The sequence below is a fragment of the Cyclobacteriaceae bacterium genome (assembly GCA_013141055.1).
Taxonomy (GTDB): domain Bacteria; phylum Bacteroidota; class Bacteroidia; order Cytophagales; family Cyclobacteriaceae; genus ELB16-189.
The window spans coordinates 1,949,328-1,963,274 of the sequence record JABFRS010000001.1; the positions used below are offsets into that span (position 1 = coordinate 1,949,328).

At 42.6% G+C, this 13,947-nt stretch carries 16 protein-coding genes and 1 tRNA gene; 6 read left to right on the top strand and 11 right to left on the bottom strand.

Annotation, left to right across the window (positions count from 1 at the left end; all coding sequences use genetic code 11):
* Nucleotides 1–32 precede the first annotated feature (32 nt).
* Nucleotides 33–2,300, top strand: a complete 2,268-nt coding sequence (locus HOP08_08715; protein NOT74998.1) for an OmpA family protein — start codon at nucleotides 33–35, stop codon at nucleotides 2,298–2,300.
* Nucleotides 2,301–2,350: 50 nt separating this feature from the next.
* On the opposite strand, the gene HOP08_08720 is transcribed toward HOP08_08715, so the two are convergent.
* From HOP08_08720 to HOP08_08745, 6 genes are all read right to left on the bottom strand, one after another.
* Complete coding sequence (locus HOP08_08720) at nucleotides 2,351–3,697, bottom strand: hypothetical protein (protein ID NOT74999.1); 1,347 nt, start codon at nucleotides 3,695–3,697, stop codon at nucleotides 2,351–2,353.
* A gap of 255 nt (nucleotides 3,698–3,952) precedes the next feature.
* The gene (locus HOP08_08725) at nucleotides 3,953–4,225 is read right to left on the bottom strand and encodes a GIY-YIG nuclease family protein (GenBank protein NOT75000.1); all 273 of its coding nucleotides are present in this window, start codon (nucleotides 4,223–4,225) and stop codon (nucleotides 3,953–3,955) included.
* A gap of 116 nt (nucleotides 4,226–4,341) precedes the next feature.
* Nucleotides 4,342–4,596: a GIY-YIG nuclease family protein gene (locus HOP08_08730; protein NOT75001.1), complete on the bottom strand. Its 255-nt coding sequence runs from the start codon at nucleotides 4,594–4,596 to the stop codon at nucleotides 4,342–4,344.
* Between the two features lie 133 nt (nucleotides 4,597–4,729).
* Nucleotides 4,730–4,984 carry a GIY-YIG nuclease family protein gene (locus HOP08_08735; GenBank protein ID NOT75002.1) on the bottom strand — a complete coding sequence of 85 codons (255 nt, stop codon included), beginning with the start codon at nucleotides 4,982–4,984 and terminating at the stop codon, nucleotides 4,730–4,732.
* A gap of 78 nt (nucleotides 4,985–5,062) precedes the next feature.
* Nucleotides 5,063–5,135, bottom strand: a tRNA-Met gene (locus tag HOP08_08740).
* Nucleotides 5,136–5,278: 143 nt separating this feature from the next.
* Complete coding sequence (locus HOP08_08745) at nucleotides 5,279–5,434, bottom strand: hypothetical protein (GenBank protein ID NOT75003.1); 156 nt, start codon at nucleotides 5,432–5,434, stop codon at nucleotides 5,279–5,281.
* Between the two features lie 93 nt (nucleotides 5,435–5,527).
* Between HOP08_08745 and era the strand changes: the two genes are divergently transcribed.
* From era to HOP08_08765, 4 genes are all read left to right on the top strand, one after another.
* Complete coding sequence (gene era / locus HOP08_08750; GenBank protein ID NOT75004.1) at nucleotides 5,528–6,409, top strand: GTPase Era; 882 nt, start codon at nucleotides 5,528–5,530, stop codon at nucleotides 6,407–6,409.
* A gap of 547 nt (nucleotides 6,410–6,956) precedes the next feature.
* Nucleotides 6,957–8,264, top strand: a complete 1,308-nt coding sequence (gene der / locus HOP08_08755) for a ribosome biogenesis GTPase Der (protein ID NOT75005.1) — start codon at nucleotides 6,957–6,959, stop codon at nucleotides 8,262–8,264.
* Between the two features lie 126 nt (nucleotides 8,265–8,390).
* Nucleotides 8,391–8,645 (top strand): hypothetical protein, encoded by a 255-nt coding sequence (locus HOP08_08760; GenBank protein NOT75006.1) that lies wholly within the window; start codon nucleotides 8,391–8,393, stop codon nucleotides 8,643–8,645.
* 72 nt (nucleotides 8,646–8,717) lie between these two features.
* On the top strand, nucleotides 8,718–9,341 hold the full coding sequence (locus tag HOP08_08765; protein ID NOT75007.1) for a transcription elongation protein SprT: 624 nt from the start codon (nucleotides 8,718–8,720) through the stop codon (nucleotides 9,339–9,341).
* 11 nt (nucleotides 9,342–9,352) lie between these two features.
* Here HOP08_08765 and HOP08_08770 read toward each other — a convergent pair whose 3' ends face one another.
* From HOP08_08770 to HOP08_08790, 5 genes are read right to left on the bottom strand one after another with little or no spacing between them, the layout of a single operon-like run.
* Entirely contained in the window at nucleotides 9,353–9,928 is a 576-nt protein-coding gene (locus tag HOP08_08770; protein NOT75008.1) for a hypothetical protein, read from the bottom strand.
* Complete coding sequence (murQ, locus tag HOP08_08775) at nucleotides 9,928–10,728, bottom strand: N-acetylmuramic acid 6-phosphate etherase (protein NOT75009.1); 801 nt, start codon at nucleotides 10,726–10,728, stop codon at nucleotides 9,928–9,930. The genes HOP08_08770 and murQ overlap by 1 nt, the downstream gene beginning before the upstream one ends.
* A 30-nt stretch (nucleotides 10,729–10,758) precedes the next feature.
* A complete protein-coding gene (locus HOP08_08780) occupies nucleotides 10,759–11,604 on the bottom strand; it encodes an N-acetylglucosamine kinase (protein NOT75010.1) in 846 nt (281 codons plus the stop codon).
* 2 nt (nucleotides 11,605–11,606) lie between these two features.
* Nucleotides 11,607–11,867 (bottom strand): cytochrome b5, encoded by a 261-nt coding sequence (locus tag HOP08_08785; protein ID NOT75011.1) that lies wholly within the window; start codon nucleotides 11,865–11,867, stop codon nucleotides 11,607–11,609.
* Nucleotides 11,864–12,574: an RDD family protein gene (locus HOP08_08790; protein ID NOT75012.1), complete on the bottom strand. Its 711-nt coding sequence runs from the start codon at nucleotides 12,572–12,574 to the stop codon at nucleotides 11,864–11,866. The genes HOP08_08785 and HOP08_08790 overlap by 4 nt, the downstream gene beginning before the upstream one ends.
* A gap of 102 nt (nucleotides 12,575–12,676) precedes the next feature.
* Between HOP08_08790 and HOP08_08795 the strand changes: the two genes are divergently transcribed.
* Entirely contained in the window at nucleotides 12,677–13,912 is a 1,236-nt protein-coding gene (locus tag HOP08_08795; GenBank protein ID NOT75013.1) for a membrane dipeptidase, read from the top strand.
* The last annotated feature ends 35 nt before the right edge of the window (nucleotides 13,913–13,947 follow it).

The window sequence follows — 13,947 nt, forward strand, 5'->3', positions numbered from 1 at the left end:
TCACGATGATCAAAATATTTACAACAGCACCAATGAAAAAGATCACATACTGCATATTGTCACTCCTCGCACTGACATTAAGCATCCAGTCCCTGAAAGCACAATCGTTCACGATGAAGGTTGCCAACAAGGATTTCGAAAACATGCGCTACATGGAAGCCATTACCTGGTATGAGCAAATCCTTAAAAAGGATAGAAGAAACCATGAGGCAAAAGTCAAACTGGCAGAATGCTATCGCAAAATGAATGACATTAAGAATGCCATGCGCATCTATTCTGATCTTGCACAGGATGAGAATCCTGATGCAGTAAGTGTATGGCATTATGCACAAGCGCTTGCTTCAAATGAACAATATGAGGAAGCAGCAAAATGGTATGAGAATTACGCTGTGCTGTTGCCGGATGATCCGAATGGAAAAAAATTCGCCCTGGCGATGCACAACATCAATCAATTCTATCAGGATTCTTCCAAATATAACCTGAAGTACGCTGCCTCTATCAATACCTGGCAGTCTGAATTCGGACCTGTATATGTAAAAAACGGACTGGCTTTTCTCTCCAACCGTCAGCAGGAACATGCTATCAAACACGTTTCAGAATATGATGAATCGGCTTTTCTTGATTGGTATTTTGTTACCGACACCGCCGCCCTCTACACCGAACTAAACAAGGAGGTGGTTTCATACATTGTTAATACTGGTAAAAATGCTCATGATGCTGATACCTACACAACCAGCAATGACACAAACACTCCCGGTCATTATGGAACTGCTTTTATGTTTGACAGTGTTCGCTATCACTATGAAAAGGTTGCCAAGATCATAAGGTTTGAGGATTTGAATAAGAAATTTCATGAAGGCCCTGCCGCCGTCTTTAAAAGTGGCGACACATTAATCATGACCCGCAACAATACCTACACACTCGCAGCAAGCGGTAAAAAGGTAAGTCAGCAAGCACTTTTCATGACCTTTGTTAAGGATATGAAATTATCCAGTGAGCAGATCCTACTGCCATTTAATGCATCAAGTTATTCCAGCGGGCATCCCGCCCTTACACCTGACAACAAACAATTATACTTTGTCTCTAACCGTCCAGGCGGAAAAGGTGGCACCGACATTTATGTTGTGGCTTTCAACAAAGGTCGCTGGTCAAAGCCTGTTAACGTTGAAGAAGTAAATACCAGTGGTGATGAAATGTTTCCTTTCATCGATGAAGCTGGTAATCTTTATTTCTCTTCTGATGGCCGTCCGGGTTTAGGTGGACTTGACATCTTCAAAGCACCAATAAAAAAAGGAAGGATAGGAGCCATCACTAATATGGGAGCTCCCTTCAATTCATCAAAGGATGATTTCAGCATCACCTGGGATAAATATTTGAAAAGAGGATTCTTCAGTTCCAATAGAAAAAGAGGTTTTGCTGATGATGACATTTATAGCTTCCAGCAAAACTGTCAATCTGTAGTAGTGGTTGCTTACGACTCTATTACTAATCTTCCAATGGACTCTGTAAAAGTCGTGGCTGGAGATATGGAAGCTTACACTGATCGCGATGGTCGCGCAAGTTTCTGCATGAACCCTGGAGATAATTCATTCAAAGCAGGCAAAGAAACATATGAAGATCGTACTGTCACTTCTGATCGTCGTGAAGTGCCAATGCCTTTAAGTCCGCTTCACTTTGAGCTGGCCGGAGTTGTGCGTAGTGAAGAAGACAAGCAGCCAATGGAAAATGTTAATGTCCGGTTGATCGACGCTTCGGGTAGCACCATTCGTGAAATAACCACCAGCAGAAACGGTTCTTACAAATTCAAACTTGATCTCAACAGTACTTACACGGTCGTGGCGGCCAGAAAAAATTGCGGTCTCAATTCGGTAGACTTCACTACCGTGGGATTAAAGCGCTCAAAAGTATTGAACGGAGACCTTACGATGATCTGTATTGGTGATATCATTAAGATAGAGAACATCTATTATGATCTTAACAAGTTCAACATTCGTGCTGATGCACAGCCTGAGCTTAATAAGCTTGCTGAGTTGATGTGGAAATATCCTGATATGCGCATTGAGTTGCGTTCACACACTGACAGCAGATCTTCATATGATTTTAACATGAAGCTTTCCGCGAACCGTGCTGATGCTGCTGTTCAATACCTCGCATCGAAAGGAATTATCCCTTCCAGAATGCGTGCAGCAGGTTACGGAGAATCTTTGCCTGTCAATAAGTGCAGAGACGGAGTGAAATGTTCAGAAGAACAGTATCAGATGAATCGTAGAACAGAATTCAAAGTATTGTCAATACGATAAAGAAAACCTTCATAGGGTAATAAGGTGGGCTGGCTCAGGGGTGGGCTGGCTCATTCTTTTTTTACAGGCTCTGGCAGAGGTTTTAACAATTCAAGCGTGTGCATCTTTAAAGTGGAGTGACGGTATGAAATCGCTGGTCCGTATGAGGTTAGCACTAACTGCTCTCTGGTTTTCAACGAAACAAATTTCACAGGAGGCACATCGGGTGCATCAACTTTATAAAGCAGAAAATTATTAGAGATACCTATCAGAATTCTTTTGCCATCCGTAAGAAAACTTGGAAACCCAATCCAGGGCCCGACCGGAAAATTCCAATGCTGCTTGACCTCACCGTCTTCAGGAGATATAATTGCTGAGGTAATAAAATCTACACGATCATCAGGCCCCCCCAACCCCCCATAACCATAAGTGTTAGCACCTGTAGCTACCGCCAATGCAATAGTTGCCAGACCAGAAACAACCATTCTCGTGGCATCCAATCGATAGCCCTCACCTACCAAAACAAGATTACCTTGGGCATCGAAAACAGAACCTGATAAATGCCTCCGGTGTTTTCCCATCCGATCAGCAGTATCAACCTTATCAAAGATCTGTTGTCCATTCATATCGAACATCGTCATAAAGAAATGTGATTCCTTTCCATACGCCTCCTTTATGTATTCTTCGCCAACGAGCATCAATTGCTGTCCATTGGTAGCCATCACAGTAATCACACGAGGGCGGACGCCAGCGCTATTGTAAGGCATAGACTTAATGAGAACTCCAGATTGTTTGCCAAAATAATTTATCGAGTAAGAAGACTCACTGCCAAGAGGAAATCTCCTTAAAGCAATGACTAATGAATCTGTAGTTTGAATGATGTTGAAATTACCTCTTGTGCTCTTCCACAGCTGGGAACCATTTTGCATATCGAATGCTACGATCATGATTGGGTCTCTCGAACGAAATTCGTTAAACTTAACCAGCAGAATGTTATTGTCGGGGTCTGATAAAAATTCTAAACGTACATCCTGAACCCTTGTGTGCTTTCCAAACATTCGCTCAATGTCAACGGCTCCTTTTCTGAATGAATACTGCAACTTTCCTGACTTGCTGGTGATTAAAAATTCGATAAACCGTACGCCTTCAGATTTTGATTCGAAAGCATGGAATGTAAATCGCTCATTCCCACCACTGGTAAGCAATTCAGCATTTCCATCCAGAACATATTCAACAGAATCAATGGCTCTCAGATTTTGATCTAAGAGAACTTTCAGAAAGGTTGTGCTCGTTTTGGTTTTTGAAGAACGGTAGAGACAGTAGACCCCGTTGTCATCATTGTCAATAGCAAAGTTGTCAGAGGGTCTTAAATATGGAAATGAATATGTTTGCGCAAAGCCAACACAGGGAATTGCCAAAATAAATAGTAGGGCAATTCTTAACGCGTTTATTACTCTTTTCCTCATCATCATGCGCCTTTGAACCATTATCAAAGGCAAATATCAAGGATTCCGGGAGAATTAGAGAAATTCAATGAGTGCGCAACCATTTGAGGTAAATGCGGACAATAAAAAGGTCTTTAAATAAAAAAAGCAGTCACCTTGACTGCTTTTGTAGTAGCGGGGGTAAGACTCGAACTTACGTCCGCCAGCTGGCGGATATGAGTCCAACGACTAGTTCCTTTTTAAGAGATTAGTGTAAATAAATTCTCGCCCCTTTGCCGATTTTAATTCTCTTTCTCTTCTCATAGCATCTGATTTAGAGTCATATTCCTCCTGATGAATTATCGTCCAAGGTCTGAATTTGATAGTCCAGCCTTTCTTTGAAAATATGTTATGCGATTCAAATCGAGCCTTCAGATCAGAGGTATAACCAATATATATCTTTTGGAATTTCTCAGAGTATAGAATGTAAACGTAATATTTCATGAAAAAAAGAAAGGTCATCTTTTGGATGACCTTTTTGTTGTGATAAGGCTCGAGCTTCATGAGCCAAACGACTTTTTGTAGCGGGGGTAAGACTCGAACTTACATCCGCCAGCTGGCGGATATGAGTCCAACGACTAGTTCCTTTTTAAGAGATTAGTGTAAATAAATTCTCGCCCCTTTGCCGATTTTAATTCTCTTTCTCTTCTCATAGCATCTGATTTAGAGTCATATTCCTCCTGATGAATTATCGTCCAAGGTCTGAATTTGATAGTCCAGCCTTTCTTTGAAAATATGTTATGCGATTCAAATCGAGCCTTCAGATCAGAGGTATAACCAATATATATCTTTTGGAATTTCTCAGAGTATAGAGTGTAAACGTAATATTTCATGAAAAAAGAAAGGTCATCTTTTGGATGACCTTTTTGTTGTGATAAGGCTCGAGCTTCATGAGCCAAACGACTTTTTGTAGCGGGGGTAAGACTCGAACTTACGTCCGCCAGCTGGCGGATATGAGTCCAACGACTAGTTCCTTTTTAAGAGATTAGTGTAAATAAATTCTCGCCCCTTTGCCGATTTTAATTCTCTTTCTCTTCTCATAGCATCTGATTTAGAGTCATATTCCTCCTGATGAATTATCGTCCAAGGTCTGAATTTGATAGTCCAGCCTTTCTTTGAAAATATGTTATGCGATTCAAATCGAGCCTTCAGATCAGAGGTGTAACCAATATATATCTTTTGGAATTTCTCAGAGTATAGAACGTAAACGTAATATTTCATGAAAAAAAGAAAGGCCATCTTTTGGATGACCTTTTTGTTGTGATAAGGCTCGAACTTCATGAGCCAAACGACTTTTTGTAGCGGGGGTAAGACTCGAACTTACGACCTTTGGGTTATGAGCCCAACGAGCTACCAACTGCTCCACCCCGCGATTTAGTGGCACAAAAGTACTCCTTTCCAGCGAAATCAAAAACTCAACTGAAAAGACAACTACTTATCCTGAATACTTATTGAATCGTTCCCGAGGATATCATAAGCGCTTTCACGCATGAATAATTCACCTCATTGTTGTTATTAATCTTTTTCCGCCTGCCTTACTGTCTTCTGATACGAAGTACGATCCTTTACAGGCTTCCATTTTCTAACCGATGAAGCCGAACCAGACGACTGGTGGCTCATACAGGAAGAAACTAAAACTGCAAAAATCAGGGCAACAACGGCGCTTTTCACAACTGGGGGGTTATATACGTTAATACTCTAACGTATAGGGAAGGTAAATGGATCAAACCACCTAAATGATGCTTAAATTTGATCAAAAAACGCATGAAATCACCCCATAAAGCCGGTTTTGTAAGCATTGTAGGGAAGCCCAACGTTGGCAAATCTTCCCTCATGAACCGGCTCGTGGGCGAGAACCTATCCATCATTACCCCTAAAGCCCAAACTACCCGCCACCGGATCATGGGCATTCTGAACGGCGACGATTTCCAGGTTGTCTATTCCGACACCCCTGGAATTCTTGAACCCAAGTATGCTTTGCACGAAGCAATGATGAATTACGTCAAAGTCTCCCTCGAAGATGCCGATGTCATCCTCCTGGTAGTGGAGTGGGGAGAAAAATTTGACGTCACCACCTATGAGCGTTTTAAGTCAGTCAAGGCACCCATTCTTCTTCTTATTAATAAAGTAGATAAAGCACCAAAGACCGGTCGCAAGGAAATCGTGGAATACTGGAAGAGTCATCTTGCAGCGAAAATGATCCTGCCTGTTTCTGCCGTTACGGGAGAAAATGTTGACCAGATCTTTCCTTCATTGCTGGCGCTGATGCCGGAACATCCAGCCTTCTTTCCAAAGGATGAACTCACCAACAGAAGTGAACGGTTCTTTGCATCTGAGATCATCCGTGAAAAAATATTTCAGAACTATGGGCAGGAAATTCCTTACAGTACAGAAGTAGGCATCGAAGATTTTAAAGACGAAGAAAAGATACTTCGCATACGCGCTACGATTTTTGTTGAACGTGATTCACAAAAAGGAATCGTCATTGGCAAAGCCGGAAGTTCTCTGAAGAAAGTCGGCACCGAAGCACGAACCGATATGGAATCATTCTTCGGCAAGAAGGTCTTCCTCGAAACCCATGTGAAAGTTGCCGGCGATTGGAGAAAGCAGAAAGAGAAGCTTAGAATGTTTGGATATCTTGAGTAACTCCTGATGAATTATCTGAATCAAAAAAATAGTTTTTCCTCATCCTTCCTATCAACTTTTTCGTTACCAATCTGGTCTCCCCATAGGGACATTTTGACATTCCTGTTAAGGTTTTAAAGCGGAAAAACGAGCAAATCGAAAATTCTAAAACCTAATAATTTGCTCAGTTGCACACTTTTTTGAGCTTGCACCAGCGTTTCCAGCATCAATTCATAGAAAATCATTCAAAAGCACGGTCGACCCACGGTCACCCCACGGTCACTCCACGGTCACTCCCCCTCTTTTATCCGATAAGACTCTGGGAAGAAATCGGAAAGACTTAGATGAAACACCGTGAAAGATGGCTTCAGGCTCTTAAAATCGAGCTTTTTAAATCCGGAAAACGACTTTTCGGAATTGAGATGATCTGATCCTCTGAAAAGAAAAATGATGTCAGCGTGTCAGATTGAGTTGAAAAACTACTCATCCCGCTTACCCACACATCTCAAACCCCAGACCCTTATTATTTGCTTACCTTTGCAGACTTTTTACTTCGTATTTCAAGGAAATGGCTAATATCATCGCAATCGTAGGACGTCCCAATGTGGGGAAATCAACCTTTTTCAACAGGCTGGTGGAAGCTCGTGAGGCGATCATGGATGATATGCCTGGCGTTACCCGTGACCGTCACTATGGATACGCGCAATGGGTAGGCAAGTATTTTACAGTCATTGATACTGGTGGATATGTAACGGGGTCAGATGATAAATTTGAATCACAGATCCGTCGCCAGGTTGAGATGGCCATCGAAGAAGCAACTGCCGTCATCTTTATGGTGGACGCACGCGATGGACTTACCGGATACGATAAAGAGTTTGCCAACATCATTCGTAAATCAAAGAAGCCGGTATTCGTTGCAGCCAATAAAGCTGACACTCCCGACAAGGCTATACTTGCCAATGAGTTTTATGCACTGGGCATGGGTGAAGTATATCCTGTCTCCGCAGAAAATGGTGGTGGTTCCGGCGAACTTCTAGATGAACTTGTGAAAGTATTTGAAGCAGATGATGTAGAAGATCCAAACGCCGGCATTCCAAAGATTGCAATTCTTGGAAGACCTAATGTTGGTAAATCATCTTACCTGAATGTACTGCTTGGAGTAGAGCGAAGCATTGTTACCGATGAAGCCGGCACTACGCGTGATGCGGTGCACTCACGATACAGGATGTTCGGCAATGATTTTATATTGATTGATACTGCCGGTATCCGAAAGAGAAACAAGGTCCATGAGGACATAGAGTTTTATTCAGTCCTTCGCTCATTGCGCGCGCTGGAGGAATGTGATGTTGCCATTGTTGTCATTGACGCTTCCCGCGGAATGGAATCTCAGGACGTGAGCATTTTGTCGTTAGCTCAGAAACAGGGCAAGGGAATTGTGATCATGATGAACAAATGGGATCTCATTGAAAAGGACAGCAAGACCGCCGATAATATCCGGAAGGAGATGGTGGAAAAGCTGATGCCGATGGATTACCTGCCGATCATCTTTGCTTCCGCGACAGAAAAGCAACGCATTTTCCAGGTGGTTGAAAAGGCAATGGAAGTCTACAAAAACAAGGTGAAAAAGATCCCTACTTCCCAGTTGAACGATGCCTTGCTTCCGGAAATCATCCATTATCCACCAGCAGCGACAAAGGGAAAACACATCCAGATCAAATATATTACTCAGGTAAATGCGGCAACGCCAACGTTTGCATTCTTCTGTAATCTTCCTCAATACATTCAGGAATCATATCAGAGATTCCTTGAAAATAAGCTAAGAGAGAACTTTGACTTCACAGGGGTGCCCCTTCGACTGTTTTTCAGAAAGAAATAAGGCCTAACAAGTGTGCGGTCTAATTTTCACCCCGATTTGCACCAAAATGTAAATTTTTCCTGGGGGATGCCTTAAAATTGGCCCAAACTCCTATCTTTGCGGGGAATTTTAAAAAACCTGTAAACTATGAAAAAAGTATTCGGACTAATTATGGTGTGCGCTTTGGCACTGGCTTTCGTTGCATGTAGCAATAAGGCTAAGGAAGAAGCTGCTGCTAAAGCAAAAGCTGATTCTACAAGAATGGCTGATTCAGTTGCTAGTGTTCAAGCAATGGCTGCTGCCGCTGCTCAAGCTAAGGCTGATTCAACTGCTGCTGCTGTTGCTGCTCAAGCAAAGGCTGATTCTATCGCCGCTGCTGCAACAACAAAGAAAAAGAAGTAATCTCTTGACGAAGAGATTTTCCCGGGAAAGGCTTTAGCATCTAAAGCCTTTTTTTTATTTCCTTTACTTTCCATGGACGCCGTCAAGTTTTACTCAATCCTGGAAAAACATCTTCCCCCCGCGGCCCTTCCGTATTGCTTTCAACTTTGGCAGCGATATCCTTTCGACTTCAAGCTTAGAAAAAAGAGAATCTCCAAGGTTGGTGATTTCACCTGTCATCAGGGTAAGACTCCTCGGATCACCATCAATCACGACAGTCATCCTTATCTTTTTCTCATGACGTATGTTCATGAAGTTGCTCACCTCGTTGTGCATCAGCAGCATGGCTGGAAAATTGAAGCACACGGTGATCAATGGAAAAATACTTTCACTCAATTGATGGCTCCTGTTCTTACGGAAGATATTTACCCGGAAGGTTTATTAAAAGTGCTGAGAAGACACATGGCAGATCCTAAAGCCTCCAGCTTTTCTGACTCCACTTTAACTCACGCATTCCGTCAGTATGACGAACGCCAGAAATCTGTAACGCTGCTTTCAGAAATTCCGGAAGGAAGCATCTTTGGTTTGCATGGTCGCTGGTTTAAGAAAGGTCTGTTGAAAAGAACCCGTGTCATTTGCCGGGAGATCAACACCAAACGGAATTATCTCGTTCCTGCAGATGTGCCCATCGACAGCGCACAACTCAGCCTGTTATAATCTGCGCAAGATCAGGGACCAAGTCTTCTCACAATCAGCGAACTCACCAACTCATACAATCTATTGGGGTGTAACGTCCTCCAGTTCTCAATCTGAAGAGTGCCTCCCATGTTGATAAACTGATCAACATGATACTTACGCATTTCATCCTGAACAAAATCAGGAAAACTTACCGCAGCTATCCATCCATTTTCATCCTCCACTTCATCAAACCATTCTTCATAATAAGAGTCATCAGAACCGTGAAAATTGAGGATGTTCTCTCCTATCAGAATGAATTTGGAAATCCCTTCCTTCATGAGCACTTCGATGAAGTTTCTCTTCAGCGACATGATGTCGTTATTGATGGTATCATTCCACTCACCGATGAACTCAATGATGGCAAAATTCTTCTCGTAGTTAACAAAGAGGACTTTCAGGTAAAGCGTCTCTGACTCTATTGAATCCCATCCCGGATGGATGTAATAGCCATAAATGTTGTCCTGATATAAATCGTAGTTGTATTCTTTCCCAAAGAACGGTGAGCGTTCATCAAAAGAGGAATCGTAATATTTCAGCCAGTTGTAGTAGGGCTCAATGTTATGCATTATTTCTTACCCGCAATCGCCTTGCGCACTGATCCAAATTCTTTCAAAAGTTTTTCGGCTTCGTATTCATTAACACCCAATTCCGCCATGATCATTCTTGTACCGCGGTCAATCAGCTTGTTATTAGTAAGAAGCATGTCCACCATTTTATTTCCCTTCACTCTTCCCAGCTGAATCATTACAGCTGTAGAGATCATATTCAATACCAATTTCTGTGCCGTGCCCGCCTTCATTCTTGTAGAACCGGTAACAAACTCCGGTCCGACCACCACCTCTACAGGATAGTCAACATTGGAAGCTAGATCACTGCCGTTGTTACAGGTAATGCAGCCTGTCGCTATTTTATGAGCCCGTGCATCTTTAACCCCACCGATCACATAAGGCGTGCGACCTGACGCTGCAATCCCAATCAATACATCCTGTTCCGTAATGGAAAACTTTTCCAGATCTTTCCATGCCTGATTCACATCATCTTCAGCATGCTCAACGGCTTTGCGGATCGCCGCATCACCTCCTGCCATCAGTCCAATCACTTTTCCATGAGGCATTCCATACGTCGGTGGAATCTCTGACGCATCGATAATACCAAGTCTTCCGCTGGTGCCTGCCCCGATATAAAACAGGCGGCCTCCTGCCTGCATTTTCTCAACGATAACTTTAACAAGTGATTCAATGGAGGGAATAATCTTTTCAATCGCCGTGGGTACCGACTTATCTTCCTTGTTAATGTTGGAAAGCAAGTCGCGGACGCTCATGTTTTCCAGGTGATCGTAGTGGGAAGTTGATTCAGTTGTGCTCACGATTGAGATATTTAGTAAATCAAAGGTCTGTTATTTCATTAACTCCTGGTGGTACAGGGTCAATCCGGATATCGGCGCTTCCAGAATAACCTTCACCGTTACGCCTTTATCATTCGCCACCTGTCTGAGTAAATCACTATAGTAAAATGCAATAGAGCCAACGAAGTGAACCTTAAGATTCTTATAACCTTCATATGCCATCACATTGTTTTCATAGAATTCTGAAAAGCTGTCATACACTAATCGATAACAATACGGTTCCTTGAGATGCTGAAAAATGAACTTGGAAAATGTTGCCAGGAAAGTGCTGGGTTTTTCCTGCTGGTAGATCTTCTCAAGAAACTCCTCTCTTGTGAATGGGAATCTCTTCTGAAATTGTTCAGCGAGTGTTGCCGGCATCTTTTTTCTCAGGTAATCAAATAGAAACTTCTTTCCAATGTTGGCGCCCGATGCCTCATCTGCCAGTATCCATCCCAGGTTTGCCACCTGACCTGTTATTGTTTTTCCATCGTACAAACATGAATTGGATCCTGTTCCCAGAATGCATGCAATTCCAGGTTCATGACCACACAGGGCTCTTGCTGCTGCCAGCAAATCCCATTCAATTTCAACCTTTGCTTTGGGGAAAAATTCCAGGAATGCAGCTCTTACCAGGTCCTGATTCTTTTGAGAGGAAACACCCGTTCCATAAAAGAAGATCTGATCTACTTGTTCTTTTACGATGGGAACAAGTGCTTCGCGAATATTCGTCTTCAGATCTTCTATGGGCTGGTAGTATGGATTGAATCCGGGACAATGTGCCTGTCCGATACTTCCATCATCACTCAGTAATCGCCAGTCGATCTTTGAGCTGCCACTGTCAGCGATAATAATCATAGTTAACTTTTGTCCTTCACAGCTCCTGTAATGAGAACTCCCACAACTTTAAATTTACTAAAAACTTCTTCTGTGTGCGGCGCGTCTTTTAATTCATCCGTAAGATCCTGACCTGCCCAATGCTCATAGTGCTTACCATCTCTCCACAATCTTGAAGTGGTGACATCATACACCTGACCTTTGAAAGCAATCCATATCTCTGGCTTATCCTGCCCGTTGCGTAAGGCAAGTTGTGAAGCTGTGATTTCCTTCAGTTCACTCATCCCTTTGATGTGATCTGTTGAAAGTCCTTAATGATCGTGTATAAGAATTTGACAGGAGGGAGATCCGTTTCAATACCCAGCAACGTTTTTATTTTCTCGCTGGTAGCGATCACGGGTTTGGGATTGCCGGTAAAGCGATTTACTTCCAATGCCTTTTGAATCAATTCAATGTCTTTCTCTGTAAGTTGTATTACACGCGGGAAGGTCAGGACATAATCAGAATTCTGCGGAACAAATATTTCGTCTGCGTTTGTCTGCGCATCACTCGCCACCTTTACTACCGTTGTTCCCGCTACCATATCACCTAACCTTTGTCCCTTGTTTCCGATGGCAATGCAGAGTACTGCGACCGCTCCACCAATTAAATGGAGATCAATGAAAGCAAAGATCCATCTGAGCAAAAAGTCTCCAACAGTTGCCGGGGTTCCATCCAGTCGGATGACTTTGATCCTCATGATAAGCTTGCCCGGACTTTGTCCATTCATGAATATTTCAAATAATAAATGATACAGAAAAACCGGAATGGCCGCCGCTATAATCCATACCCAGCTCTCGAATTGATTTATCCCGATGTAAATCGCAATGATGGCCAGTACAAAAATCACTTTGATAATACCATCAATAAGATAAGCTACAATCCGATCGCCCACACCGGCAATCTGATACTGAATAAAAACATTTTGAGTGGTACGAACCTGAACCTGCATCAGTGGTATCGATTTATGGAGTGATTATAAAATCAATGTTTGTGTTGAAAAATGAATCTTGATACTTGAAACTTTTTAACTTTCAGTTCTAAACCCAAACCTATGAAATTCTTCTCTGTCCTCTGTCTTTCTCTTTCCCTACTTTTCCTTTCATGTTCAGAAAAAAAGCCTGCGGAACGCATGAATGATGAGCAGCTTCACGCTTTGGCAGATTCTCTGGCGCATAAGTTCATTATTATGGACGGCCATGTTGATCTTCCTTTCCGTCTCAAAATCAAAAATTTCAGGGTTGAGCGGGAGTATATGGGCATTCCCATCAGTTATCCGGAAGGAGATTTCGATTATGAAAGAGCAGTAAAAGGAGGTTTGAGTGCGCCCTTTATGTCGATCTATGTTCCGTCTTCCTATCAGTTATTGCCCGACAAGGGTAAAGCAGTAGCTGATTCCATGATCAACATGGTGATCGGTATCACTACCAATATTCCCGACAAGTTTGCTCTTGCCAATACCGTTGCGGATGTTGAAAAGAATTTCAAAGAAGGAAAGATATCATTGCCGATGGGGATGGAGAATGCGGCACCTTTCGGAAATGATCTTAAGAATGTAAAATACTTTTACGATCGTGGAGTCCGTTACGCAACCCTCACACATAGTAAAGACAATCAAATCTGTGATTCCTCCGGCGACACAACGCGTACATGGGGAGGATTAAGTCCTTTCGGAATTGAGGTTGTGAAAGAAATGAATCGCATTGGAATGATTGTAGACATCTCTCATGTTGATGACAGTACATTCTATCAGGTAATGAAACTTTCAAAGGCACCTTGTATTGCATCACACTCATCGGCAAGATTCTTTGCGCCAACGGTTCGTCGTGATATGACCGATGATATGATTAAAAAGCTCGGAGAGAACGACGGCGTGATGGATATCAATTTCTACACGGCATTCCTCAGCAGTGAAGTCTCCCGTCACAATAAAAAACTTGACTCTCTGCTTAAATCCAAAGGTCTTGATTCTGAAGACTCGCTTGCAAAGCCAGTAATTGCTGAATATCTGAAAGATCATCCAACGCCTCCAACAGATGTGCAGACAGTTGCCAATCACATTGATCATGCTGTGAAGCTGGCGGGAATTGATCATGTGGGACTAGGCTCTGACTATGATGGTGTGGGTGGTGCCACAAATCTGCCAAGCGGACTGAAAGATGTATCGCAATATCCCAACCTGATCTATGAATTATTAAAGCGCGGATATACAGAATCAGACATTGAAAAAATCTGTTCCGGAAATTTCATCAGGGTATGGAAAAAGGTTGAAGAGATTGCCAAAAAATGAGAAGAGTCGAAATGTTTGATTGGTACGGAATTCTT